The organism is Ramlibacter sp. PS4R-6 (assembly GCF_037572775.1).
In the GTDB taxonomy this organism is placed as follows: domain Bacteria; phylum Pseudomonadota; class Gammaproteobacteria; order Burkholderiales; family Burkholderiaceae_C; genus Ramlibacter.
The window spans coordinates 3,597,977-3,623,466 of record NZ_JBBHKA010000001.1; the positions used below are offsets into that span (position 1 = coordinate 3,597,977).

Sequence of the window (25,490 nt, forward strand, 5' to 3'; positions counted from 1 at the left end):
CCGGCACTTAGAGTGGCCCGAAAGAAGGAGACCGCCATGCGCAGCACCATGATGGACGTGCCGCTCTCGCTCAACCATTTGCTGGAACGGGCGGGGCAGGTGTTCCACGACAACCACATCGTTTCGCGCCTGCCCGACAAGAGCCTCAAGCGCCACAGCTACGGCGAGTTCTACCGGCGCACGCGAGCGCTGGGCGATGCGCTGCGCAAGCTCGGGCTGCGCAAGGGCGACCGCGTCGCCACGCTGTGCTGGAACCACCACGCGCACCTGGAGTGCTACTTCGGCATCCCGGCGGCCGGCGGCGTGATGCACACCTTGAACCTGCGCCTGTCGCCGGACGAGATCGGCTGGATCGCCGGCAACGCGAACGACCGCTTCCTGGTGGTCGACGACATCCTGCTGCCGCTGTACAAGCAGTTCGCGCACCTGCACACCTTCGAGAAGGTGATCGTGTTCCCCTTCTCGGGCGCGGCGGTGCCGGACGGCTTCGGCGACTACGAGGCGCTGCTGGCGAGCGCCGATCCCGACGCGTTCGCCTACGAGCCGCACGCGGAGACCGACCCCGTCTCCATGTGCTACACGTCCGGCACCACGGGCCGCCCCAAGGGCGTGGTCTATTCGCACCGCTCCACGGTGCTGCACACGCTGGTCGCGAGCCTGGGCGATTTCTGGGGGCTGCGCGGCACCGACGTCGTGTTGCCGGTCACGCCCATGTTCCACGCCAACAGCTGGGGCATGCCTTACGGTGCGGTGATGATGGGCGTGAAGCTGGTCTTCCCCGGCCCGCACCTGCACCCCGACGACATCCTCGACCTGATGACGCTGGAGCCGCCGACGCTGGCGCTGGGCGTGCCGACGATCTGGATGACGCTGATCCAGACCTATGACGCGGCGCAGGCCGAGGGCTCGCCGAACAAGGGCCGGTGGAAGCTGCCCCGCGGCATGCGTTCATTGGTCGGCGGCGCCGCGGTGCCCGAGTCGCTGATCCGCGCGTTCGACAGGCACGGCATCTGGATCATGCAGGGCTGGGGCATGACAGAGACCTCGCCCGTCTGCACCGTCTCGTATCCGCGCGCCGAACTGCGCGGCGCCAGCGACGACGAGAAATACCGCCGCGCGGCCATGGCCGGCATCGAGGTGCCGCTGGTGGAACTGCGCGTGCGCGGCGACAGCGGCGAGCAGCCGCGCGACGGCAAGAGCGTCGGCGAGATCCAGGTGCGCGGCCCCTTCATCACCGGCAGCTACCACGAGGTGCCCGTCGAGCGCGAGAAGTTCACCGAGGACGGCTGGCTGCGCACGGGCGACGTCGCCTCGGTGGACGAGCTGGGTTTCGTGCGCATCACCGACCGCACCAAGGACCTGATCAAGTCCGGCGGCGAGTGGATCAGTTCGGTGGACCTGGAGAACGCACTCATGGCGCACCCTGCGGTGGCCGAGGCTGCCGTGATCGCGATCCCCGACGAGAAGTGGAGCGAGCGGCCGCTGGCCTGCATCGTCCTCAAGCCCGGCCAGAAGGCCGAGCGCAAGGCCTTCGACGAACACCTGCTCGCGCACAGCTTCGCCAAGTGGCAATTGCCCGAGCGCTACGAGTTCATCGAAGCCGTGCCGCGCACCTCCACCGGCAAGTTCTGGAAGCTCAGGCTGCGGCAGATGTTCCCGAAATGACCGCTCGCTGAGCGGTCATCCCGGCGCAGGCCGGGATCCAGTGTCTTTATCATCTTCGGATGCATCTACACATCCTCGGCATCTGCGGCACGTTCATGGGAGGGGTTGCCGCACTCGCCCGCGAGGCGGGGCACAAGGTCACCGGCTGCGACGCGGGCGTGTACCCGCCGATGAGCGACCAGCTGCGCGCGCTGGGCATCGAGCTGATCGAAGGCTATGGGGCGGACCAGCTGTCGCTGAAGCCTGACGTCTGGGTCGTGGGCAACGTCGTGTCGCGCGCACGGAGCGCCGACGGCAACCCGCGCTATCCCCTGATGGAAGCCATCCTCGACGGGGGCCTGCCTTACACCAGCGGGCCGCAGTGGCTCGCGGAGAACGTGCTGCAAGGGCGGCACGTGCTCGCGGTCGCCGGCACGCACGGCAAGACCACGACGACCTCCATGCTCGCGTGGATCCTGGAGCACGCGGGCCTGCAGCCGGGTTTCCTGGTCGGCGGCGTACCGGGCAACTTCGGCATCTCGGCGCGCCTGGGCAAGGGAAGCACGTTCGTCATCGAGGCCGACGAGTACGACACGGCCTTCTTCGACAAGCGCAGCAAGTTCGTGCACTACCGCCCGCGCACCGCGGTGCTGAACAACCTCGAGTTCGACCACGCCGACATCTTCGAGGACCTCGCGGCGATCGAGCGGCAGTTCCACCACCTCGTGCGCACCGTCCCATCGACGGGGCGCGTGGTGACCAACGGCCTGGAAGAGAGCCTGGCGCGCGTGCTGCATGCGGGCTGCTGGAGCGAGGTGCGCAGCTTCGGCGCGGCGACCGACGACTTCACCGCCGAAGGCGAGCCGCACGACTTCGAGGTGCTGGCGCGCGGCAAGCGCGTCGCGCATGTCGCGTGGGACCTGACGGGCGTGCACAACCAGCTCAATGCGCTGGCCGCGATCGCCGCCGCCGACCACGTGGGGGTGCCGCCCGCGAAAGCCGGCGAGGCGCTCGCGCAGTTCGCCAACGTCAAGCGCCGCATGGAAGTGCGCGGCGTCGCGGGCGGCGTCACCGTCTACGACGATTTCGCGCACCACCCCACGGCCATCCGCACGACCATCGACGGCCTGCGGCGCAAGGTCGGCAGCGCTCGCATCGTCGCGGTGTTCGAACCGCGCTCGAACACCATGAAGCTCGGGTCGATGAAGGCGCAACTGCCGTGGAGCCTGGAGCAGGCCGACCTGGCGATCTGCCATTCGGGCGGGCTCGACTGGGACGCTGCCGAGGCGCTGGCGCCGCTGGGCGCGAAAGCGCAGGTCGCTGCCAGCATCGACGCCGCCGTGAAGATGGTGGTGGACGCGGCGCGCGCCGGCGACCACGTGCTGTGCATGAGCAACGGCGGCTTCGGCGGCATCCACGCGAAGCTGCTGGCGGCGCTGGCTCGCTAGCGGTCGGGCCGCAGCGGCGCGGGCGCGGTGAGGTCGTAGAGGCCGACCTGCCGCAGGGGCTTTGAATCCGCGGGTGCCTCCGAATCGGGCACCGTCACCAGGTGGCTGCGCGTGCTCGGCTCGTTCGGGGCGCGCGCGGCCCGCTTCGGGTTGGAGGTGATGCTGCCCACGAAATAAAGCGCGGCCAGTTCGCGGGCCAGGCGCGCGTCGTCCATCCCGCAGCGCTGCATCAGGTCGGCAAACGTGCCCGGCGCGAGCACGAGCTCGCGCATGACGAGCAGGTGCGAATCCTTCAGCAGGCTTTGCGGCAGGCGGGGCGCGCGACGGAAGTACAGCAGGCCGGTGCGGTAGTGGCGGGGCAGCACGTCGCGCTGCGTGCGCAGCGCGTACTGCCACATCAGTTGCGACAGGCTCGAGTGGACGAAGTTCTCCGGCATCGGCCCGCCGGCCGCGCGCGACCACACCGCTTCCTCGAAATCCGCGGGCCCGGCGGTGCCGCGCACGGCGGCGTCGCCGTGCATGTCGACCACGGCGAGCAATTCCGAATTCACGCGCAGCTCGAACTGGCCCGCACCCAGGGCCGACTGGTGCTCCACGACGTGCGACGCCAGGCAGAACTGCGCGACGACCGGCGCGAACCACGCGTCGAACTGCTGCAGCACCGCCTTCATCGTCCCCGGCGCCTCCAGGTTGAACTTGCAGCGCGCCTCGACGCCAGGCGGCACCGGCTCGGCGAAGGCGACCGGCCGGTCGATGTCCGGCAGGTGCATCTGCAGGGCGTGGGCCGTGGGGATGGCGGGTGCGACCCGGATGCGACCGCCGCCCACCGATTGCGTGCGCGCGCCGTTCAGCCACCAGGCGTCGGCGTTGTCGGCGTCGCCGACCTCCCACGTGGCGGCCTCCCCGGCACCGGAATGCAGCACCCGCTCGATGGCCTGCTGCTCGTCCGACGCAAACCCGGCGATACCCAGCCGGAAGGTAGGAAGCTCGTTGTTCATGTTGCGGCTTGAAAAGCCAGCAACAAATATACGCCTCTAGTTACTTTTTGCAAAACTCCGCTAGCTGCGGCGCTTCTTGACTGCGCCCGCCAGGATCTCCAGCGCCTGCAGGGAATCGTCCCAGCCGAGGCATGCGTCGGTGATACTTTTGCCGTACTCCAGCTTCTGGGGATCGTCCTTGCCCGGCGTGAACTTCTGCGCACCGGCGTGCAGGTGGCTTTCGATCATCACGCCGAAGATGGAGCGCGATCCGCCCGCAACCTGCGTGCCGATGTCGCGCGCCACCTCGACCTGGCGCTGGTGCTCCTTGTTGCTGTTGGCATGGCTGCAGTCGACCATCAGCACCGGCGGCAGCTTGGCGGACTGCAAGTCGCGGCACGCCGCATCGACGCTGGCCGCGTCGTAGTTGGGCGTCTTGCCCCCGCGCAGGATCACGTGGCAGTCCTTGTTGCCGTTGGTCTGCACGACAGCCACCTGCCCGTTCTTGTGGACCGACAGGAAGTGGTGCCCGCGCGCCGCGGCCTGGATTGCGTCGGTCGCGATGCGGATGTTGCCGTCGGTGCCGTTCTTGAAGCCGATGGGCGCCGACAGGCCCGAGGCGAGCTCGCGGTGCACCTGGCTCTCGGTCGTGCGCGCGCCGATGGCGCCCCAGGAAATCAGGTCGCCGATGTACTGCGGCGAGATCACGTCGAGGAATTCGCTGCCCGCCGGCAGCCCCAGGCGGTTGATGTCGATGAGCAGGTTGCGCGCGATGCGCAGGCCCTCGTCGATGCGGTAGCTTTCGTCGAGGTAGGGGTCGTTGATCAGGCCCTTCCAGCCCACCGTCGTGCGCGGCTTCTCGAAGTACACGCGCATCACGACTTCGAGAGTGTCGGCGTACTTGGTGCGAACGTCCTTCAGCCGCCGCGCGTAGTCCAGCGCGGCCGACGGGTCGTGGATCGAGCACGGCCCGATGATCACCAGCAGCCGGTCGTCCTTGCCCTGCATGATGTTGTGGATCGCCCGGCGCGTGTGGGTGATCAGGCTCTCCACCGGCGTGCCCCGGATCGGGAAGAACCGGATCAGGTGCTCGGGCGGGGGCAGCACGGTGATGTCCTTGATGCGCTCATCGTCGGTCTCGCTGGTCTTGTCGACCGGGTGGGACAGCCAGGCATCGGCGGTGGTGGCATTCATGGTTCTTCGGGCTCCTGAAAACAAAAAACCGCCGGGTTGGCCGGCGGTTCGTTGAGGTGTGTGACGCGTTTTCTTCGGGTACGGTCAGCTCTCTCTTCCGCCGGTGGGATGGAGATGCCAAAAATACGCAAAGAAAAACGCGAAACGCGAAATCATGGGGGCAATGTAGCACAAAGGCCGCACGGCCACTAGAGCCGCAGCTTCTTCCACCACTGCAAGGCGCGCTGCACCTGCGGCTCCGGCAGCGAGCCGAGCGTGGATTGGTCCTTGGATTCGCTGGCGAGCCACTGCTCGTACATGTCGATCAGCAGCATGCCTTCGCCCAGCGTGCGCCACGCCACCAGCTCGAAGTCTTCCGCCGTCAGCAGCAGCTGCTGGCTGCGCGGGCCGCCGTCCAGCAGCCACTGCCCGATCAGCACGCGGAAGTTGTTCAGGGCCTGCAGGTAGGCCGCGTACTCGTAGAGGCCGCGCCAGGGCAGGCCCAGGTTCACCACGAGGTTGCGGTGCCCGCGCAGCACCGTCAGCAGGTCCACCAGCATCGGCGCGATCGTCGTGCGCACGCGGTCCACGCGCAGCGCCGCGATGATGGCCTCGATGTGCACCGACAGCTGCGCCATGCTCTCAGACAGCTGGCGGCTGTCCTCGTCGGCGACCGCGCCGCGCAGGAAGTTCGACAGGTCGCCGAACGTGTTGATGCTCGGCATGTGCGTCGTCGGATGGCGCCGGAGGCGCGAATTCGGCGACGACGAGCCGCTGGTGTCCATCTCGCGCTAGGCCGTGCCGCCCACCGTCAATCCGTCGATGCGCAGCGTGGGCTGGCCCACGCCGACCGGGACGCTCTGCCCCTCCTTGCCGCAGGTGCCCACGCCCGTGTCGAGCGCCATGTCGTTGCCGATCATGGTCACGCGCGTGAGCGCGTCGGGGCCGTTTCCCACGATGGTCGCGCCCTTCACGGGGTACTGCACCTTGCCGTTCTCGACCCAGAAAGCCTCGCTGGCCGAGAACACGAACTTGCCCGAGGTGATGTCCACCTGCCCGCCGCCGAAGTTGGTTGCGTACAGGCCCTTCTTCATGCTGGCGACGATTTCATCGGCCGGCTTGTCGCCGCCGAGCATGTAGGTGTTGGTCATGCGCGGCATGGGGATGTGCGCATAGCTTTCGCGGCGGCCGTTGCCCGTGGGCGCGACGCCCATCAGGCGGGCATTGAGCGTGTCCTGGATGTAGCCGCGCAGGATGCCGTCCTCGATCAGCACGGTGCGCTGCGTCGGGTTGCCTTCGTCGTCCACGTTCAGCGAGCCGCGGCGGTCGGAGAGCGTGCCGTCGTCCAGGACCGTCACGCCCTTGGCGGCAACGCGCTTGCCGACGCGGCCGGAGAAGGCGCTGGAGCCCTTGCGGTTGAAATCGCCTTCCAGCCCGTGGCCGATGGCTTCGTGCAGCAGGATCCCCGGCCAGCCGGGGCCGAGCACCACGGTCATCTCGCCCGCGGGCGCGGGGCGCGACTCGAGGTTGGTCAGCGCCGCCTTCACGGCATCGTCGACGTACTCGTCGATCTTGCCGTCGTCGAAGTAGGCCAGGCCGAAACGCCCGCCGCCGCCGCCGGTACCCATCTCGCGCCGGCCGCCCTGCTCGGCGATCACCGTGACCGACAGGCGCACGAGCGGGCGCACGTCGGCGGACAGCGTGCCGTCGGCGCGCGCGACCACCACCACGTCGTACTCGCTCGCCAGGCCCGCCATCACCTGCACGATGCGCGGGTCCTTGGCGCGGGCACGCTTCTCGGCGCGCTCGAGCAGCTGCACCTTGGCCGTGCTGTCCAGCGTGGCGATGGGGTCGATCGCGCCGTAGAGCGAACGACCGCCCGCGATCTTCTTCTCGCCGACGCGGGCGCGGCCCTGCCCGCCGGCGGCACCGATGGTGCGCACGGTGCGCGCTGCGTCGAGCAGCGACGCCTCGCTGATGTCGTCGGAATACGCGAAGGCCGTCTTCTCGCCGCTGATGGCGCGCACGCCCACGCCGGTGTCGATGCTGAAGCTGCCGGTCTTGACGATGCCTTCTTCCAGGCTCCAGCCTTCACTGCGCGTGTACTGGAAGTACAGGTCGGCGTCGTCGACCCGGTGGGCCGTGATCTCGGCCAGCGCGCGCGCCAGGTGCGTTTCGTCCAGGCCGAAGGGTTCGAGCAGCAGGCGCTGGGCGGTGGCCAGGCGCTCGAGGGTGGGTTCGCGGGAAATCATGGAACCATTCTAGGTCGCGGGTCTCAGCGCCGCTCGACGAGCGTACGGCTGAGCGCGCCTTCGGCGAAATCGTCCAGCAGCTCGCGGGCGCTGGCATAGCGGTCGGCCGGCTTCTTGGCCATCAGGCGGTCCACCACCGGTTGCAGCGCCGCATGCGCCTCGGGCAGCCGCGGGGTGGGCGCCGACACATGGTGCGCGAGCAGCAGGTTGAGCGTTTCGGCGCGGAAGGGCCGCTGCCCCGTGAGCATCTCGAACATCATCACGCCCAGGCTGTACAGGTCCGACTGCGTGGTGATGGCCTGGCCCGACGCCTGCTCGGGGCTCAGGTAGTACGGTGTGCCCACCACGTCGCCGTGCTTCGTCTGCGTGAGAGCCATGTTTTCCTGCTGCATCATCGACTTGGCGATGCCGAAGTCGGCCAGGGCCACCGTGCCGTCCGGGCGGCGCATCACGTTCTCGGGCTTGAGGTCGCGGTGGATGATGCCGCGCTCGTGGATGGCTTCCAGCGCCAGCGCCACCTCGCGCACGATCTCGACGACGCGGCTGGGCGTCATGCCCATCTTGATCTCGGCGCGCAGGTCGCCGTGCTCGAAATACTCCATCGCGATGTACGCGTGGTCGTCGGTGAAACCCTGGTCGTAGATGCGGATGACGTTCGGGTGATCGATGCGCGAGAGGATCGTGTATTCCTGGATGAAGCGCGACAGGTGCTCGCTGGTGGCCTTGCCGCTGGCGTCCAGAACTTTCAGCACCACCGGCAGGCCGTCGGCCTCGCGCACGGCCAGGAACACCTCCGTCATGCCGCCCGAGCCGATCTTGCGCGTGAGGCGGTAGCCTTTCAGGCGCAGCGGCTCGTCGCCCGGCGCGAAGTCCTTGAACGCCGACAGCTTGGACTGCAGCGCGCCCTTCACCGCCCGCGCCGTCATCTCGGAGTTGATCTGCACGGCCTCGCGCACCTCGTTCGCGCGGTCCGCGAGCGTCGCCATGCCGAACAGCTTGTCCTCCTCGGAGGCATCGAGGCCCACGATCTCGGCCACGTCCATGAACACGTTCTTGGCGCGCACCTCCAGCGAGGTGATGCCGCCGGTCAGCACCCCCTCGCCCGCGTGTTCCAGCACCACGTTGCTGGCGACCACCGTCCAGTTCAGCTCCTTGCTGGCTGACTCCAGCCGCGCGGCCATGTTGACCGTGTCGCCGATCGGCGTGGTTTCCTTGTTGTTGGTCGTTCCCAGGCGCGCGATAGTCACCTCGCCGCAATGCAGGCCGATGCCGATCGCGAAGGCAGGCAGGCCCCGCTGCGCGAAGCGCTGTCCCAGCCACGAGCGGTAGTCCTGCGTGGACAGCGCCATGCCCAGCGCCGCCGAGATGGCGCGCCGCGCCGCCGGCAGCGGCGAGGTCTCGACCATGTTGTCGGAGAACACCGCCATCAGCCCGTCGCCGATGAAGCGCAGGTGCTGGCCGCCGTTCTTCAGCACGGGTTCGCAGATGCGGTCGAAGTATTCGGTGAGCAGCTCCGCCACCTCGCGCGAGCTCAGTTTCTCGGCCAGCGAGGTGAAGCCGCGGATGTCGGAGAACAGCACAGTGGCCTCGACCACCGTATCGGTGATCGCGCCCTTGGGGGGCGCCAGCGCGAACTTGTCCGGCAGCGCACGGCCGCCCAGGCTCTCGGTGAAGGCGCGGCGCAGGTGCTCCTCGCGCTCGCGCACGGCCGATTCGATGCTGGCCTCGATCCGCCCCTTCTTCTTCAGGAGGCCCTGCAGCGCATCGAGGAGTTCGACGCGGGTGAACGGCTTGGCCAGGTAGTCGTCGGCGCCGGCCGTCATGCCACGGCGCATGCTGGCGCGGTCATCGAGCGCGGTGAGCAGCATGACCGAGGTGGAGCCGAGCACGTCGTCGGCCCGGATCGCCTCCAGCATCTCGAAACCGTCCATCTCGGGCATGCCGATGTCCGAGATGATCAGGTCGGGCCGCTCGGCGCGGGCCCGCTCCAGGCCCTGGCGGCCGTTGGTGGCGGAGACGATCTCGTAGCCCTCCAGCTTCAACATCCGGATGACGTTGTTGCGAATGGCGTCGTCGTCCTCGACGATCAGGATCGTGGTCATGACGACAGCAGTGTAAGCAGGGCGGCGTCGTCCAGCCCGGCCAGCCCCTCTTCGACCGCGCGGGCGAAGACGTCGCGGGCGGCCGCCCCCAGGGGCCCCTCGAAGCCCGCCGCCTGCGCCTCCTCCAGCGCCAGCCGGGAATCCTTGGCCAGCAGGGTCATGTGCGCACGCGGCTCGAAGTCGCCTTCGATGGCCCGGCGCATGCGGTCCACCCCGATCCAGCTCTGGCCGCTGGACTGCTCGATGACGTCCAGCGTCGTGCGGGCGTCCAGCCCCAACTTGCGCGCCAGCGCGATCGCTTCGGCGGCGCCGACCAGGTTGATGGCCGCCAGCAGGTTGTTCACGAGCTTGGTGCGGGCCCCGTCGCCCACCTTGTCGCCCACGCGGAACACCTTGCGGCTCAGGGCCTCGACCAGGGGCCGGTTGGCTTCGAACACCGCCTCGTTGCACGCGACCATCAGGCTCATCGAGCCGTCGCGGGCCCGCGCCGGCCCGCCCGACATCGGCGCGTCGATGGCGGCGATGCCGATTTCCCGCAGCTGCGAGGCGATGCTTTCCACGTCGCGGGGGGAGATGGTGGGGCACAGCAGCACTGCCGCACCTTTGCGCAAACTCGCGGCGCCGCCGCCGGGGCCGAACAGCACTTCGCGCGCCTGCGCCGCATCCACCACGCAGACGACCAGCGCCGCCACGTCCTGCGCTGCCTCGGCGGCATTGGCGCAAGGCACCGCGCCGAGCGCCGCGAACGCATCCACCTTCTCGCGCACGATGTCGTGCACGTGCACCGTCCATCCCTGCGCGAGCAGGTGGGCCGCCATGCCGCCGCCCATGTTGCCCACGCCGACGATGCCGACCGTGCGCACGAGCGGCTCCTAGCTCTGGACCAGCCGTTTGCTCTTGGCGATCGACATCAGGATGCCGAGGCCCAGGCCCAGCGTCACCATGGCCGTCCCGCCGTAGCTGATGAAGGGCAGCGGCACGCCCACCACCGGCAGGATGCCGCTGACCATGCCCATGTTCACGAAGGCATAGGTGAAGAAGATGATGGTGATGGCCCCGGCGAGCAGGCGCGAGAACAAAGTGGAGGCTTCCAGCGCGATCGACAGGCCGCGCAGGATCAGGAAGGCGAAGCCGCCGATCAGCATCAGGTTGCCCAGCAGCCCGAACTCCTCGGAGAACGACGCGAAGATGAAGTCGGTCGTGCGCTCGGGAATGAACTCCAGGTGCGTCTGCGTCCCCTTCATGAAGCCCTTGCCCAGCAGGCCGCCGGAGCCGATGGCGATCATCCCCTGGATGATGTGGAAGCCCTTGCCCAGCGGGTCCTTGCTCGGGTCCAGCAGCGTGCAGATGCGTTGCTGCTGGTAGTCGTGCAGGATCGGCCAGCGGAAGCCGTCGGCGCACAGGCGTGGCTCGAAAATCACCAGCAGCACGACGGCCACCAGGCCCAGCACCACCGGCGGGATGATCAGTTTCCAGGACAGGCCGGCGAAGAAGATCACCGCCAGGCCGGCCACCATCACCAGGATGGCGGTGCCCAGGTCCGGCTGTTTCACGATCAGGCCCACGGGGATCACCAGCAGCACCGCGGCCACGACGAAGTCCAGCGGGCGCAGCTGGCCTTCGCGCTTCTGGAACCACCACGCCAGCATGAGCGGCATCGCGATCTTGAGGATCTCGCTGGGCTGGATGACGATGCCCACGTTGACCCAGCGCTTCGCGCCCTTCTTGGTGATGCCGAACACGGCCACGGCGATGAGCAGCGCCACGCCCAGGGTGTACAGCGGCACGGCGAAGCGCATCAGGCGCTGCGGCGGCACCTGCGCGACGACGAACATGATCACGCCGGCCAGCAGCATGTTGCGCGCGTGGTCCGGGAACCGCGAGCCGAAGTCGTACCCCGTGGAGTACATGGTGAGCAGCCCGGCGCACGCGAGGATGAAGGCGGCGAAGGCGAGCGGCCCGTCGAACCCGTCGAGCATGGGCGCGAGGCGGCGGCCCACCGAGGGCTGGTCGAAGACTGCGGACATGGCTCGTCGATTATGGCCCCCGTGGGATGATCGGCCATGCCTTCCCCCACCCCCGCGGTCAGCCACCTGCTGTACCTGCACGGGTTCCGTTCTTCCCCGATGTCCACCAAGGCCCGGATGGTCGCCGCCCGGGTGGCGCAGCGCCACCCCGGGGTGGACTGGTGGTGCCCGCAGCTGCCGCCTTCGCCCAAGGCCGCGATGGAGATGGTCATGGCCGGCATCGCCAGCTGGCCGCGCAGCCGCATGGGCGTGATCGGCTCCTCCCTGGGGGGCTTCTATGCGACTTATGTCGCGCAGGCGTGCGATTGCCGCGCCGTGCTGCTCAACCCGGCGGTCGACCCCGCGCGCGACCTGGCGAAGTACGTCGGCGAACAGGCCGCTTGGCATGACCCCAACGAGCGCTTCTTCTTCGAGCCGCGCTACGTGGACGAATTGCGCGCCCTGCAGGCGGGCCCGCTGCGCGATCCCGCGAAATTGTTCGCGGTGATCGCCAAGGGCGACGAGGTGCTCGACTGGCGCGAGATGACGGGCCGCTACCCCGGCGCACGCATCAAGCTGCTCGAAGGCAGCGACCATGCCATCACCGATTTCGACGACCACATCGCCGAAGTGCTGAGCTTCCTCGGCCTTTCCTGATCCATCCCCATGGGACAATCGCAAGCATGTTTGCGTTGTTCGAAGAAAGCGGGAAGTTCCAGGCCGGCCGCGTCATGTCCGAGGCCGAGTCCTCGGCGCAGGTCGAGCTCGCCAGCGGCAAGCGCGTCAAGGTCAAGTCCGCCAACATCCTGCTGAAGTTCGACAAGCCCGCGCCGGACGAACTGATCCGCGAGGCGCAGGCGCTCGCGCCCTCGATCGAGCTGGAGCTCGCCTGGGAGTTCGCGCCGGAGGAGGAGTTCGGCTTCGCCGACCTCGCGCGCGACTACTTCAGCGACAAGGCCTCGCTCGCCCAGCAGGCCGCCGCGCTGTTCCGCCTATTCGACGCGCCGCACTACTTCCGCCGTAGCGGGAAGGGGCGCTTTCGCAAGGCGCCGGCGGAGATCCTGCAGCAGGCGCTCGTCGCGATCGAGAAGAAGAAGCAGGTGCAGGCGCAGATCACCGGCTGGGCGGAGGAACTCGCCGCGGGCCAGTGCCCCGCTGCCATCCGCGAGCAGCTCTATCGCATCCTCTTCAAGCCCGACAAGAACGCGCCCGAGTACAAGGCCGTCGTCGAAGCCGCGCGCGCCACGCAGCTTTCGCCGCTCGCGCTGCTGCAGCGCGCCGGCGCGATCACCTCGGCCTACCAGTTCCACTACAAGCGCTTCCTGTTCGAGAACTTCCCCAAGGGCTACGCCTTCCCGCCGCTGTCGGCGCCCGAGATCAAGGACGACCTGCCGGTGGCACCGGTGCAGGCGTTTTCCATCGACGACTCGAGCACGACGGAGATCGACGATGCGCTGTCGGTGCAAGGCCTGGGCACGGGCGAGGTGGTCGTCGGCGTGCACATCGCAGCGCCGGGCCTCGCGCTTCAGCCGGGTGCGCCGCTGGACGGGGTGGCCCGCCAACGCCTGTCCACCGTGTACATGCCCGGCTTCAAGATCACCATGCTCCCCGACGACGTGGTGCAGGCGTACACCTTGCAGGAAGGCGTCGAGTGCCCGTCGGTGTCCCTGTACGCGACCTTCGACGAGGCGACCCTCGCGCTGAAGGCCACCGAGACGCGCCTGGAGCGGGTGCCGATCACGATCAACCTGCGCCACGACCTGCTCGATGCGGCTGTCACCGAGGAATGGCTCACGGCCTCGCACCCCGGCGACGGCCATCCCGTGGCGGCACTGCACCCGCAGCTGGCCTTCCTGCACCGCCTGGCGCTGCAGCTGAAGGCGCAGCGCGAGATCGTGCGCGGCAAGCCCGAGAACTTCAACCGCCCCGACTACAACTTCCGCCTCGCCGGCAACAACGGCGCGGAGCCCACCGGCGAGGAGCGCGTGGAGATCACCATCCGCCGCCGCGGCGCCCCGCTGGACCTGATCGTGGCCGAGGCCATGATCCTGGCCAACAGCACCTGGGGCAGCTGGCTCGCCGAGCTGGGCGTGCCCGCCATCTACCGCAGCCAGGCCAGCCTGGCGCCCGGCGTGAAGGTGCGCATGGGCACCAAGGCCCTGCCCCATGCCGGCATCGGGGTGAAAAGCTACGCCTGGACGACCTCGCCCCTGCGCCGCTACACGGACCTGGTCAACCAGTGGCAGGTGATCGCCGCCGCCCGCCACGGCCGCACCGCCGCCCTGGCGGCGCCCTTCAAGCCCAAGGACGCCGAGCTGTTCTCGATCATCTCGGCGTTCGACGCGGCGTATACCGCCTACAACGGCCACCAGGCCACCATGGAGCGCTACTGGACGCTGAAATACCTCCAGCAGCAGGGCATCGGCGAGATCGTCGGCACCCAGTTCAAGGACGGCCTGGTGCGGGCGGACGACATCCCGCTGGTGCTGCCGGTGCTGGGCGGCGCCGGCCTGCCCCGGGGCGCCCACGTGCGGGTGAAGCTGGGCGATATCGACCTGATCACCCTGGACGTCAAGGGAACGGTCGTCGAGCGCCTGGACCTGCCGGCCGAACCGTTGGATGCCGAAGACGAAGGCGAGGAAGAAGCCGTGGCAGGCCCGATTGCCATTGCGGTCGATGTGAACGAAACTGAGGACAGCTCAGCCGTTACCGGCGACAATTCGGGCTCGTGAACCTGCGCCAGTTCAGTACCCTGCAGATCGCGCTCGGCATCTCCATCGCCGTGCATGGGGCGCTCCTCACCTTCCGTTTCGTCGACCCCGAGAATTTCAACCGGGTGTTCGAGGACACGCCGCTCGAAGTCATCCTGGTCAACGCCAACGCGAACGAACGCCCGGACAAGGCCCAGGCCATTGCGCAGGCCTCGCTGGCCGGCGGCGGCGACGCCGCCAAGGGCCGCGCCACCTCGCCCCTGCCGCCCTCGCTGATGACCGAATTCGGCGATTCGGCCGAGGACATGCAGCGCCAGGCCGAATTGCAGCTGCTGCAGCAGCAGACCGTGCTGCTGGCGGCCAAGCGCAGCGAAGTCGTGGCCATGAAGCCGCCGGAGATCGCGCAGGCCAGCCCCGCCGAGCGCGCGGCCTTCGAGGAGCGCCGCCGCCAGCAGCTGAAGATCCTGGCCGAGATCGAGCGGCGCATCAGCGAGGAGAACGCCCGCCCGCGCAAGCGCTACGTGACGCCCGCCACGCGCGAGGAGGTGTTCGCCATCTACTACGACGTCCTGCGCCGCAAGATCGAGGACAAGGGCACGCGCAACTTCCCGCAGGCGGGCGGCCGCCCGCTCTATGGCCAGCTCGTGATCCAGCTCACCGTGGGCTTCGACGGCAACATCAGCGACACCTTCATCGAGCGCTCGTCGGGCAACGCCACGCTGGACAAGCGCGCGCAGGCCATCGCCCGCAGCGCCGGGCCCTTCGGCGCGGTGCCGCAGAAGGTGCAGGCGAAAATGCTCAAGTCCGGCTACAACCGGCTGGCCTTCATCCAGACATTCACTTTCGCGCGCGACGGCACGCTCGAGACCAAGCTCGTCGACCGCTAGGCATCCCGAATGGATCTTTACTGCGTCATGGGGAATCCCGTGGAGCACAGCAAGTCGCCGTGGATTCACGCGCGCTTCGCCGAGCTCACCGGCCAGTTGCTGCGTTACGACAAGCGGCTCATCCCGCTGGATGGCTTCGTCCGCGCCGTGCGCGACTTCCGCGCCGAGGGCGGCCGGGGCTGCAACGTCACCGTGCCCTTCAAGTTCGAGGCGCCGCAGCTGGCCACGCGCCTGACGCCGCGCGCGCAGCTGGCCCAGGCCAGCAACATCCTGGCCTTCGACGGCAACGACATCCTCGGCGACAACACCGACGGCATCGGCCTGGTGATGGACGTGCAGGACAACGCGGGCGTGGCACTCGCGGGCCGCGACGTGCTGATCGTGGGCGCGGGCGGCGCCGCGGCGGGCGTGCTGGGGCCCTTCATCGATGCGCAGCCGCGCCGCATCGTCATCGCCAACCGCACGGTGGACAAGGCGCAAGCGATCGTCGAGCGGCATGCGGCCATGGCGCGCGAGCACGGCGTGGAGCTGCACGCGTCGCAGCTGGAGGCCAACGGCGCCTTCGACGTGGTGATCAACGCCACCGCGGCCAGCATGAGCGGCTCGGGCATCCCCATCGCTGCTTCGGTGCTCAAGCCGCGCGCGCTGGCCTGCGACCTGATGTACGGCCCCGCCGCCGCGGGCTTCGTCGCCTGGGCGCAGGAGAACGGCGCCGTCGCGCGCGATGGGCTGGGGATGCTGGTCGAACAGGCGGCCGAGGCCTTCCTCGTCTGGCGCGGCGTGCGGCCGCCCAGCGCGCAGGTGCTGGCGGAACTGCGCGCCACGCTCGCATGAAGGCGCTGCTTCGCCTCGTCGCGCTGGTCCTGCTCGCGGGCTGCGCGCTGGAGGTGTTCTTCGTCGCGCGCATCGCCCTCGCGGCCACCATGGACCCGCAGTCGACCGCCTTCCAGCGCTCGGAGGCCTGGCGGATCGCCACGCAGAAGGGCACCTTGCGCTGGGGCCAGCAGTGGGTGCCTTATTCGCGCATCTCCGACCACCTCAAGCGCGCCGTGATCGCCTCGGAAGACGACTCCTTCACCAACCACGACGGCGTGGACTGGGAAGCGCTGGAGAAGGCGTGGGAGCGCAACCAGAAGGCCGAGGAGCGCGCCGCCAAGCAGCAGTCGCGCGCGCGGCCCAACGCGCCCGTGCGGCCCGTGAAGATCGTTGGCGGCTCCACCATCACGCAGCAGCTCGCCAAGAACCTGCTGCTGTCGGGCGAGCGCACGTTGTTTCGCAAGGCGCAGGAGATCGTCCTGACTTTCGCGCTCGAGAAGATGATGAGCAAGGAGCGCATCCTCGAGATCTACCTGAACAGCGTCGAATGGGGCGAAGGCGTCTTCGGCGCGGAAGCGGCGGCGCGCCACTACTACCGCAAGCCCGCGTCGCAGCTCACGCCCTACGAAGCCGCGCGCCTGGCGGTGATGCTGCCGCGGCCGAAGTACTTCGAGAAGCTGCCGAACTCCGGCTACCTCGCGGCGCGCGCAGGCCTCATCACCGGGCGCATGCGCGGCGCCGAGCTGCCATGAGCAGCAACAACCTCCGCGCCAAGGCCATGGGCTGGGGGCTGCTGGCCCTCGTGCGCATGCTCACGGGCGCACAAGCGCGCTGGTACGGCTGCCCGCCGAAGGCCGAGCAGCGCATCTACTTCGCCAACCACCAGAGCCACGCCGACCTGGTGATGATCTGGGCCGCCCTGCCCGAGGAGCTGCGCTCGATCACCCGCCCCATCGCCGCGAAGGACTACTGGACGAAGTCGGACTTCAAGCGCTGGATCACCACCGCCGTCTTCAACGCGGTGTACGTCGAGCGCGAACGCAAGGAAGGCGAAGACCCGCTGCAGCCGCTGATCGAGGCGCTGGAACACGGCGACTCGCTCATCATCTTCCCCGAGGGCACGCGCGGCCATGCCGAGGAGCCGCAACCCTTCAAGGCGGGCCTGTACAACCTGGCGCAACGCTTCCCGCACGTGGTGCTGGTGCCGGCCTGGATCGACAACATCCAGCGCGTCATGCCCAAGGGCGAAGTGGTGCCCGTCCCCATCCTGTGCTCCGTGACCTTCGGCGAGCCGGTCCAGCTTCGCGAGGGCGAGGACCGCAAGGAGTTCCTGGAACGCGCGAGGCAGGCCGTGATTGCCCTGAGGGACGTATGAACCGGTTCCTGCGCAGCCTCACGGCCACCGAGCAGGTGGCGGCGTTGTTCATCATCGTCTTCGGCATCCTCACGATCGCCAGCGTCACGGCCTTCCTGCTGTCGCTGCGCCAGCGCGGCGCGGCGCGCGACGAGCGCTGGCATGCGGAGCTGAAGAACTTCCGCCGCCTGCTGTCCACCTCGTGGTTCATGGTGGTGGTGTTCTGGATCGGCTGGGCGGCCGGGCCGGCGGTGGCCAACATCCTGTTCGCGCTGATCTCCTTTTTCGCGCTGCGCGAATTCATCACGCTGTCGCCGACGCGCCGCGGCGACCACCGCAGCCTGGTTCTGGCCTTCTTCATCGTGCTGCCGATCCAGTTCTGGCTGGTCGCCACGCGCCACTTCGACCTGTTCACGGTGTTCATCCCGGTCTACGTGTTCCTCGCGATCCCGGTGGTGAGCGCCTTCTCAGGCGACACGCAGCGTTTCCTGGAGCGCAACGCCAAGCTGCAGTGGGGCATCGTCGTGTGCGTCTACGGCCTGAGCCACGTGCCGGCGCTGATGCTGCTCGAGTTCCGCGACTACGAAGGCAAGGGCGCGTTCCTGGTGTTCTTCCTGGTCCTGGTGGTGCAGGCGTGCATGCTGCTGCAGCACCTGCTCACGCGCCACCTCGAGCGCAAGGCGAGCATCCCCGCCATCAGCAGCAGCTTCAACTGGTATTCGTGGCTGCTCGGCATGGTCCTGGGCAGCTTCGTGGGCGCCGTCCTGTCGTTCATCACGCCGTTCCGCACCTGGCAGGCGGTCATCATGGCTTTCGTGGCCTGCGTCGCGGGCTCGATGGGCCACCTGGTGATGAAGGCGCTCAAGCGCGATCGCGGCGTCACCGCCTGGGGCCAGCGCGGCATCTCGGTCACCGGCGCCAACGGCCTGCTGGACCGCGTCGACGCCCTGTGCTTCGCGGCGCCGATCTTTTTCCACTCGGTCCGCTGGTATTCCGGGGCATGATGAAGGCCGTGCGCATCCTCGGCATCGACCCCGGCCTGCAGACCACCGGCTTCGGCGTGATCGACGTCGAGGGCCATGCGCTCAACTACGTCGCCAGCGGCACGATCACCACCACGCACCTCGAGCGCGGCGACCTGCCCGCGCGGCTGAAGGTGCTGTACGACGGCATCGCGGAGGTGAAGGCGCGCTGGCAGCCCGACGTCGCCGCCGTGGAGATCGTGTTCGTCAACGTCAACCCGCAAGCCACGCTGCTCCTGGGCCAGGCGCGCGGCGCCTGCGTCACCGCGTTGGTGTCGTGCAACCTCGCCGTGGCGGAATACACCGCGCTGCAAATGAAGCGCGCCGTCGCCGGACATGGCAAGGCGGCCAAGGAGCAGGTGCAGGAGATGGTGAAGCGCTTGCTGAAACTGCCGAAGGCGCCGGGCAAGGATGCTTCCGATGCGCTCGGACTCGCAATCACGCATGCGCATGTCGGGGCGTCACAGGCGCGCATGGCGCAGGTGACGCCGCTCGCCAGGAAGTCGACGGGGAATTACCGGCGCGGACGCAGCTACTAGCCGGCCAGGAGGTTTTCCGCGATCAGCACGGCGAAGAACACCAGCGCCGCGGCGATGGCACCCAGGAGGACGCGGATGCCGAACTTGCGGAACCGCATCTGCCCGGTCGCGGCATAGAGAACGAACGAAGCCCCCGACGCCACCAGCATCAGCAGCATCAGGACGCGGAAGGCCGCCATCTACCAGGCGCGCGCGGGTTGGGCGAAGCCCACGGGCGCGAGCTGCTCGTCCTCGAAGGTGACGATGTCGAAGGCCCCGGGCTGCGAGAGCAGCTCGCGCAGCAGCTTGTTGTTCAGGGCGTGGCCCGACCGGAAGGCGCCGTAGGCGGCGAGCATGGGCTTGCCGACCAGGTACAGGTCGCCCATGGCGTCGAGCATCTTGTGCTTCACGAACTCGTCGTCGTAGCGCAGGCCGTCGCTGTTCAGCACGCGGTAGTCGTCGACCACGATGGCGTTGTCCATGCCGCCGCCCAGGCTCAGGCCCTTGGAGCGCATCATTTCCACGTCGCGCGTGAAGCCGAAGGTGCGGGCCCGCGCGATGTCGCGCGCGTAGTTGCCCGTGCCCAGGTCGAACTCGACCTTCTGGCCGGTGGAGCTGACCACGCGGTGGTTGAACTCGATCTCGAACGTGAGCTTGTAGCCGTGGTACGGGTCCAGGCGCACCCACTTGAGGTTCTCGCCCTCGCCTTCGCGCACTTCCACCGGCTTGAGCACGCGCACGAAGCGGCGCGGTGCGTTCTGCAGCTCGATGCCGGCGCTTTGCAGCAGGAAGACGAACGAGGCCGAGGAGCCGTCGAGGATGGGCACCTCCTCGCCGGTGATGTCGATGTAGAGGTTGTCCAGTCCCAGGCCCGCGCAGGCCGACAGCAGGTGTTCGACCGTGTGGACCTTGGCGCTGCCGTTGGAGATGGTCGAGGCCAGCCGCGTATCGGTCACGGCACTGGCCGAGATCGGGATGTCCACGGGGATCGGCAGGTCCACGCGGCGGAAGACGATGCCCGTGTCCGGCTGCGCCGGGCGCAGCGTGAGCTCCACCCGCTGCCCGGAGTGCAGCCCCACGCCGACGGCGCGGGTCAGGGTCTTGAGCGTGCGTTGGCGGACCATGGGGTGCGATTTTAAGTGGCGGGGGTCAACGGCGCGTAAACGTCACAGGATGTCCCTGAAAAAGCCGATCCATACCGGGAACGCCCCGAAGCGCCGCCCGGAATGGCCCGTGTGGTAGCCGCGCGAAACGCAGGTGGCCATCATCGCGTTGGCGTCCTCGCCCGCCGCCTTGCGGCCGCTGTTCAGCTCGGTCGTGCCCGTTTCGTCCACCAGCACGTCGCACTTCGCATAGTGCGGCCCGTTCGAATACCGCCGCGCGTAGGGCGCATCGAAGCTGTGGCCCTCGCCGGGCATCACGACGATGCGCACGTTGCCGCCGCGCGCGTTCATCCAGCCCACGTGCTTCTCGCAGTAGCGGCTGGGGGTCTCGTCGTCGACCTCGCCGGTCACCAGGAGCAGGGGCGTGCCGACGTAGGCGTCGCGCTTGGCGTTGCGGTAGAAGCACGGGGCATAGAGCCCCACCACCGCATCCACCGGCTTCAGGGTGAAGTCGCTGGCGTACAGCCGCCGCACGTTGCGCTCGATGATCGCGTGCGCGAACTTCTGCTGCATCATGATCGCGGCGCCGCCGCCCTGCGACTCGCCGACGCTGCCGACGCGGGCGTAGCCCCGCGCGCGCAGGAAGGCCGCCGCCGTCAGGCTGTCGGCGGCCATGTTGAATTCGTTGCCGCCTTTCAGCGAAGCGGCCGCGTAGTCCTCGTGCGTGACACCGATGCCGCGCGGCGTCCAGTGGTCGATGACCAGCGCCGCGAAGCCGGCCTTCTGCAACGCGTCGACGTAGTCGTACATGCGGCTGTCGATGCCTTGCGAGCCATGGGAGATGAGGACCGCATGCTTCGCGCCGGGCGTCGCGAAGAGGAAGCCCTGCCCCGCCAGCTTGTTGCAGGCCCCGGGCACGCACACGATGCTATCCCACGCCACCTTCTCGGCCGCCGACGGGCCGGCGGCCTGCGCATGGACCCCTGCGGCGAACACGCAGGCGGCCAGGAAGAAAAAGGGGTGGGACTGCCAACCCACCCCGCAAGCACTCCCCTTGGAGAACACTCTTTTGATCAGTCCGCCTGCTTGCGCAGGAACGCCGGGATCTCGAAGTCGTCCATGCCGCCGTTGGACAGCGCGTCGACCTTGGCCGCGGCCTGCGTGCGGTTGGTGCGCCACACGCTGGGCACGGCCATGTTCCCGTAGTCGGCACCGGCCGGCTGCGCGGGCTGCGGCGTCGCGGCCTGCTGCTCGCGCGTGACGATCGCACCGGGGCCGGCCACCGCGTTGTTCACCGTGGGCACGTTGAACGGCACGTTGTCGGTGCCGGTGCGCAGCACCTGCAGCGGGGGCGCCGTGCGGCGCTGGCCCTGGCGGGACAGGCCGGTGGCGACGACGGTCACGCGGATGTCCTCGCCCAGCTCGTCGTCGTAAGCCGTGCCGTAGATCACGTGCGCGTCCGGCGAGGCATAGGCGCGGATGGTGTTCATCGCCAGCTTCGACTCGGACAGCTTCAGGCTGCCCTTGGCCGCCGTGATCAGCACCAGCACGCCCTTGGCGCCGGACAGGTCGATGCCTTCCAGCAGCGGGCAGGCCACGGCCTGTTCCGCGGCCAGGCGCGCGCGGTCGGGGCCGTTGGCGATCGCCGTGCCCATCATCGCCTTGCCGGGCTCGCCCATCACCGTGCGCACGTCCTCGAAGTCCACGTTGACGTGGCCGGGCACGTTGATGATCTCCGCGATGCCGCCGACGGCGTTCTTCAGCACGTCGTTGGCGTGCGCGAAGGCCTCGTCCTGCGTCACCTCGTCGCCCAGCACCTCGAGCAGCTTCTCGTTGAGCACCACGATCAGCGAATCGACGTTGGCCTCGAGCTCCTGCAGGCCCTGGTCGGCGTTGGTCATGCGGCGCCCGCCTTCCCAGTCGAAGGGCTTGGTCACCACGCCCACCGTGAGGATGCCCATCTCCTTGGCGATGCGCGCGATCACCGGCGCCGCGCCGGTGCCCGTGCCGCCGCCCATGCCGGCCGTGATGAACAGCATGTGCGCGCCGTCGATGGCCTCGCGGATCGCGTCCTCGGCCGCTTCCGCCGCCTCGCGCGCCTTGTCGGGCTTGCTGCCCGCGCCCAGCCCGCTGGAGCCCAGCTGGATCTGCTTCTGCGCGCTGCTGCGCGACAGCGCCTGGGCGTCCGTGTTCGCGCAGATGAACTCCACGCCCTGCACGGCGCGGTCGATCATGTGCTCGACCGCGTTGCCGCCGCCGCCACCGACGCCGATCACCTTGATCTGCGTGCCCTGGTGGAATTCCTCGACTTCGATCATTTCGATACTCATGGTGTCTCTCCTATCCGTTGCAGTTGCCAATTTCGAAAGATTGTTGTGTGTGCCTTCATCGTCGTTTTCGCCGGGGTGGCCCCGGTGACGCGCGAGAGAGCCAGGTCTTGGTGGGGTGCATGGCTAGAAGTTCCCCACGATGAAGTCCTTGAAGCGGCCGAAGGCCGTCTTCATCGATCCGTGTTTCTGCGCCACCTTCAGGCCGCGCACGCGCGCCAGGCGCGCTTCCTCGAGCTGGCCCATCACGGTGGCCGCCCGCGGCTGCGCCACCATGTCGGCCAGCGCGCCGCCGTACTTGGGCATGCCGCGGCGCACGGGCTTCAGGAAGATGTCCTCGCCCAGTTCCACCATGCCGGGCATCACGGCGCTGCCGCCGGTGATCACCACGCCCGAGGACAGCACTTCCTCGTAGCCCGACTCGCGGATCACCTGCTGCACCAGCGAGAAGATCTCCTCGACACGCGGCTCGATCACGCCGGCCAGCGCCTGGCGCGAGAGCATGCGCGGGCCGCGGTCGCCCAGGCCCGGCACCTCGACCTGCTGCTCGGGGTCGGCCAGCAGCTGCTTGGCATAGCCGCTTTCGACCTTGATGTCCTCGGCGTCCTTGGTCGGCGTGCGCAGCGCCATGGCGATGTCGCTGGTGATCAGGTCGCCGGCGATCGGGATCACCGCGGTGTGGCGGATGGAGCCGCCCGTGAAGATCGCGACGTCGGTCGTGCCCGCGCCGATGTCCACCACCGCCACGCCCAGCTCGCGCTCGTCTTCCGTCAGCACGGCCACGCTCGAAGCCAGCGGGTTGAGCAGGAGCTGTTCGACCTCGAGGCCGCAGCGGCGCACGCACTTGATGATGTTCTCGGCCGCGCTCTGCGCGCCGGTCACGATGTGCACCTTGGCCTCGAGCCGGATGCCGCTCATGCCGATCGGCTCCTTGACGTCCTGGCCGTCGATCACGAATTCCTGCGGCTCGACCAGCAGCAGGCGCTGGTCGGTGGAGATGTTGATGGCGCGCGCGGTCTCGACGACGCGCGCGACGTCGGCCGGCGTCACCTCGCGGTCCTTCACCGCCACCATGCCGCTGGAGTTGATGCCGCGGATGTGGCTGCCGGTGATGCCGGTGTAGACGCGCACGATCTTGCAGTCGGCCATCAGCTCGGCCTCTTTCAGCGCCTGCTGGATGCTCTGCACCGTCGCGTCGATGTTCACCACCACGCCGCGCTTGAGGCCGTTCGACGCCGCCACGCCCAGGCCCGCAAGCTTGAGCTCGCCACCCGGCATGACCTCGGCCACCACCGCCATCACCTTGGCGGTGCCGATGTCCAGGCCGACGACCAGGTCCTTGTATTCCTTAGCCATGTTGTTAAGCGCGTTGCCCCTCGTTCATTTCTTCGCCGCGTCACCGACGGTTGTCGTGACGCCCCTCAACTTCAACGCATAGCCTTCCGCGTAGCGCAGGTCGGCCGACACCAGCGCCTCGGGCGTGCGCCCGTAGCGCGACGCCACCTGCGTCACCGTCTGGATGAAACGGCCCGTGCGCGCCGCCACTTCCGCCGGCGTGCCGCGCCCCAGTTCCACCGAGGCGCCGTTGTCCAGCTCCACCTGCCAGTTGCCGCGCGGCGTGAGCGTCAGCTGCGCCACGCCCAGGTCCAGCGGATCGAACAGCGGCTTGACGGCCTGGTACATCGCCAGCACCTGCGCCGCCTGGTCGTCCGGGCCGGCCAGGCGCGGCAGGTCGTCCTGTTCCACGTCGCCCACGTTGGCCTCGAAGACCTCGCCGCGGTCGCCCAGCAGGCGCGAGTCGCCCTCGCCGCCCCACAGCGCCACCGCGTGGTGTTCCTCGACCACCACACGCAGCTTGTTGGGGAACTCGCGCTTGACCACCGCCTGGCGCACCCACGGCACGCTCTCGAAGGCCTGCCGCGCCGCGGCGAGGTCGATCGTGAAGAAATTGCCCGCCAGCTGCGGCGTCACGTTGGCGCGCAGCGTGGGCACGCTGTTGTGCGAGGTTTCGCCCTGCACCGTGATGCCCGCGATCGCGAAGAGCGGATGCCGCACGGCCCACCACGCGCCCGCCGCCGCGAACAGCGCGAGGCCGATCGCGAACAGCGCGCTGGCCGCGAGGTTCATCAGCTTCACGTCGAACGGCATGGGCAGGGCGGCGCTCATTTCTTCGCGGCCTCCTTCGGTTCCTGGTCCAGCGACGCCGACGCCAGCAGCATCACGCACAGGTCCTCGTAGCTGATGCCCGCCGCGCGCGCCGACATGGGCACGAGCGAATGGCCCGTCATGCCCGGCGACGTGTTGATCTCCAGCAGCGAGGGCTTGCGCGTCTTCGCGTCGATCATCACGTCGATGCGGCCCCAGCCGCGGCAGCCCAGCACGCGGTAGGCCTTCACCACCAGTTCCTGGATCGCCTGCTCCTCGCCCTCGGGCAGGCCGCAAGGCACCAGGTACTTGGTGTCGTCGGTGAAGTACTTGTTCTGGTAGTCGTAGTTGCCTTCGGGCGCGACGATGCGGATGACCGGCAGCGCGTGCGCCGATTCGCCCGCGCCCAGCACGGGGCAGGTCACCTCGTCGCCCGCGACGAACTCCTCGCACAGCACGTCGGCGTCGAGCGCGGCGGCGGCGTCCACCGCTGCAGCCATGTCCGAATAGCCTTGCACCTTCGCCACGCCGATGGACGAGCCCTCGCGCGCGGGCTTCACGATCACGGGCAGGCCCAGGTCGTCGGGCACGGCGCGCACCTGTTCGCGCGTGTAGGACCCGCGGTGCAACAGCGTGAATTTCGGCGTGGGGATGCCTTCGGCCAGCCACACGCGCTTGGTCATCACCTTGTCGATGGAAATCGCCGAGGCCATCACGCCCGAGCCGGTGTACGGGATGCCGAGCAGCTCCAGCGCGCCTTGCACCGTGCCGTCCTCGCCGAAGCGGCCGTGCAGCGCGATGAAGCAGCGCTTGAAGCCCTTGCGCTTGAGTTCCACGAGGTCGCGCTCGGCCGGGTCGAAGGCATGCGCATCGATGCCCTTGGATTGCAGCGCCTTGAGGACGCCGCTGCCGGACATCAGCGACACCTCGCGTTCGGCCGAGCGGCCGCCCATGAGCACGGCCACCTTGCCGAAGCTGGGCACGTCCGCGGCCTTGCGGCGCTCG

The 25,490-nt window shown here is 68.7% G+C and carries 24 protein-coding genes; 10 read left to right on the top strand and 14 right to left on the bottom strand.

The window, feature by feature from the left end:
- The first annotated feature begins 36 nt into the window (after window positions 1-36).
- Together WG903_RS17960 and mpl are read left to right on the top strand one after the other, a co-directional pair.
- Window positions 37-1,665, top strand: a complete 1,629-nt coding sequence (locus tag WG903_RS17960; RefSeq protein WP_340077951.1) for a long-chain fatty acid--CoA ligase — start codon at window positions 37-39, stop codon at window positions 1,663-1,665.
- A 59-nt stretch (window positions 1,666-1,724) separates the two neighbouring features.
- Window positions 1,725-3,092 carry a UDP-N-acetylmuramate:L-alanyl-gamma-D-glutamyl-meso-diaminopimelate ligase gene (gene mpl, locus WG903_RS17965; protein WP_340077952.1) on the top strand — a complete coding sequence of 456 codons (1,368 nt, stop codon included), beginning with the start codon at window positions 1,725-1,727 and terminating at the stop codon, window positions 3,090-3,092.
- On the opposite strand, the gene WG903_RS17970 is transcribed toward mpl, so the two are convergent.
- From WG903_RS17970 to rodA, 7 genes are all read right to left on the bottom strand, one after another.
- Window positions 3,089-4,090 carry a hypothetical protein gene (locus WG903_RS17970; protein ID WP_340077953.1) on the bottom strand — a complete coding sequence of 334 codons (1,002 nt, stop codon included), beginning with the start codon at window positions 4,088-4,090 and terminating at the stop codon, window positions 3,089-3,091. The two genes, mpl and WG903_RS17970, sit on opposite strands and share 4 nt — an antisense overlap.
- A 60-nt stretch (window positions 4,091-4,150) precedes the next feature.
- Window positions 4,151-5,263 carry a 3-deoxy-7-phosphoheptulonate synthase gene (locus WG903_RS17975; protein WP_340077954.1) on the bottom strand — a complete coding sequence of 371 codons (1,113 nt, stop codon included), beginning with the start codon at window positions 5,261-5,263 and terminating at the stop codon, window positions 4,151-4,153.
- Between the two features lie 188 nt (window positions 5,264-5,451).
- Window positions 5,452-5,967, bottom strand: coding sequence for a hypothetical protein (locus tag WG903_RS17980; protein ID WP_340077955.1), 516 nt, complete (start codon window positions 5,965-5,967; stop codon window positions 5,452-5,454).
- 66 nt (window positions 5,968-6,033) lie between these two features.
- Window positions 6,034-7,494 (bottom strand): metalloprotease TldD, encoded by a 1,461-nt coding sequence (gene tldD / locus WG903_RS17985; RefSeq protein ID WP_340077956.1) that lies wholly within the window; start codon window positions 7,492-7,494, stop codon window positions 6,034-6,036.
- Window positions 7,495-7,517: 23 nt separating this feature from the next.
- A complete protein-coding gene (locus WG903_RS17990; protein WP_340077957.1) occupies window positions 7,518-9,596 on the bottom strand; it encodes a protein kinase domain-containing protein in 2,079 nt (692 codons plus the stop codon).
- A complete protein-coding gene (locus WG903_RS17995) occupies window positions 9,593-10,459 on the bottom strand; it encodes an NAD(P)-dependent oxidoreductase (protein ID WP_340077958.1) in 867 nt (288 codons plus the stop codon). The genes WG903_RS17990 and WG903_RS17995 overlap by 4 nt, the downstream gene beginning before the upstream one ends.
- A 9-nt stretch (window positions 10,460-10,468) precedes the next feature.
- Window positions 10,469-11,623, bottom strand: coding sequence for a rod shape-determining protein RodA (rodA, locus tag WG903_RS18000; protein WP_340077959.1), 1,155 nt, complete (start codon window positions 11,621-11,623; stop codon window positions 10,469-10,471).
- A gap of 36 nt (window positions 11,624-11,659) precedes the next feature.
- On the opposite strand from rodA, the gene WG903_RS18005 reads away from it, so the two are divergent.
- From WG903_RS18005 to ruvC, 8 genes are read left to right on the top strand one after another with little or no spacing between them, the layout of a single operon-like run.
- Entirely contained in the window at window positions 11,660-12,259 is a 600-nt protein-coding gene (locus WG903_RS18005; protein WP_340077960.1) for a YqiA/YcfP family alpha/beta fold hydrolase, read from the top strand.
- Window positions 12,260-12,285: 26 nt separating this feature from the next.
- Window positions 12,286-14,334 carry a ribonuclease catalytic domain-containing protein gene (locus WG903_RS18010; RefSeq protein WP_340077961.1) on the top strand — a complete coding sequence of 683 codons (2,049 nt, stop codon included), beginning with the start codon at window positions 12,286-12,288 and terminating at the stop codon, window positions 14,332-14,334.
- Window positions 14,331-15,200, top strand: coding sequence for an energy transducer TonB (locus tag WG903_RS18015; protein WP_445263615.1), 870 nt, complete (start codon window positions 14,331-14,333; stop codon window positions 15,198-15,200). Before WG903_RS18010 ends, WG903_RS18015 begins: the two co-directional genes overlap by 4 nt.
- Before the next feature lie 9 nt (window positions 15,201-15,209).
- Window positions 15,210-16,034 carry a shikimate dehydrogenase gene (gene aroE / locus WG903_RS18020; protein WP_340077962.1) on the top strand — a complete coding sequence of 275 codons (825 nt, stop codon included), beginning with the start codon at window positions 15,210-15,212 and terminating at the stop codon, window positions 16,032-16,034.
- Window positions 16,031-16,768 carry a monofunctional biosynthetic peptidoglycan transglycosylase gene (gene mtgA, locus WG903_RS18025; protein ID WP_340077963.1) on the top strand — a complete coding sequence of 246 codons (738 nt, stop codon included), beginning with the start codon at window positions 16,031-16,033 and terminating at the stop codon, window positions 16,766-16,768. Before aroE ends, mtgA begins: the two co-directional genes overlap by 4 nt.
- Entirely contained in the window at window positions 16,765-17,391 is a 627-nt protein-coding gene (locus WG903_RS18030) for a lysophospholipid acyltransferase family protein (protein WP_340077964.1), read from the top strand. The genes mtgA and WG903_RS18030 overlap by 4 nt, the downstream gene beginning before the upstream one ends.
- A complete protein-coding gene (locus tag WG903_RS18035) occupies window positions 17,388-18,374 on the top strand; it encodes a phosphatidate cytidylyltransferase (RefSeq protein ID WP_340077965.1) in 987 nt (328 codons plus the stop codon). The genes WG903_RS18030 and WG903_RS18035 overlap by 4 nt, the downstream gene beginning before the upstream one ends.
- Window positions 18,375-18,382: 8 nt before the next feature.
- Window positions 18,383-18,931, top strand: coding sequence for a crossover junction endodeoxyribonuclease RuvC (gene ruvC / locus WG903_RS18040; RefSeq protein ID WP_340078278.1), 549 nt, complete (start codon window positions 18,383-18,385; stop codon window positions 18,929-18,931).
- Here ruvC and WG903_RS18045 read toward each other — a convergent pair.
- The 7 genes from WG903_RS18045 to WG903_RS18075 all read right to left on the bottom strand — a co-directional run bounded on the left by WG903_RS18045 (window position 18,928) and on the right by WG903_RS18075 (window position 25,438).
- Window positions 18,928-19,110 carry a hypothetical protein gene (locus tag WG903_RS18045; RefSeq protein WP_340077966.1) on the bottom strand — a complete coding sequence of 61 codons (183 nt, stop codon included), beginning with the start codon at window positions 19,108-19,110 and terminating at the stop codon, window positions 18,928-18,930. The genes ruvC and WG903_RS18045 overlap by 4 nt on opposite strands.
- Complete coding sequence (gene lpxC / locus WG903_RS18050) at window positions 19,111-20,034, bottom strand: UDP-3-O-acyl-N-acetylglucosamine deacetylase (protein WP_340077967.1); 924 nt, start codon at window positions 20,032-20,034, stop codon at window positions 19,111-19,113.
- Window positions 20,035-20,076: 42 nt separating this feature from the next.
- Window positions 20,077-21,051 carry a dienelactone hydrolase family protein gene (locus WG903_RS18055; protein WP_340077968.1) on the bottom strand — a complete coding sequence of 325 codons (975 nt, stop codon included), beginning with the start codon at window positions 21,049-21,051 and terminating at the stop codon, window positions 20,077-20,079.
- Between the two features lie 35 nt (window positions 21,052-21,086).
- Window positions 21,087-22,343 (bottom strand): cell division protein FtsZ, encoded by a 1,257-nt coding sequence (gene ftsZ, locus WG903_RS18060; protein WP_340077969.1) that lies wholly within the window; start codon window positions 22,341-22,343, stop codon window positions 21,087-21,089.
- Window positions 22,344-22,466: 123 nt separating this feature from the next.
- Window positions 22,467-23,696 carry a cell division protein FtsA gene (gene ftsA, locus WG903_RS18065; RefSeq protein WP_340077970.1) on the bottom strand — a complete coding sequence of 410 codons (1,230 nt, stop codon included), beginning with the start codon at window positions 23,694-23,696 and terminating at the stop codon, window positions 22,467-22,469.
- A gap of 24 nt (window positions 23,697-23,720) precedes the next feature.
- Entirely contained in the window at window positions 23,721-24,506 is a 786-nt protein-coding gene (locus tag WG903_RS18070) for a cell division protein FtsQ/DivIB (RefSeq protein WP_340077971.1), read from the bottom strand.
- A complete protein-coding gene (locus WG903_RS18075) occupies window positions 24,503-25,438 on the bottom strand; it encodes a D-alanine--D-alanine ligase (RefSeq protein WP_445263636.1) in 936 nt (311 codons plus the stop codon). The genes WG903_RS18070 and WG903_RS18075 overlap by 4 nt, the downstream gene beginning before the upstream one ends.
- Between the last annotated feature and the right edge of the window lie 52 nt (window positions 25,439-25,490).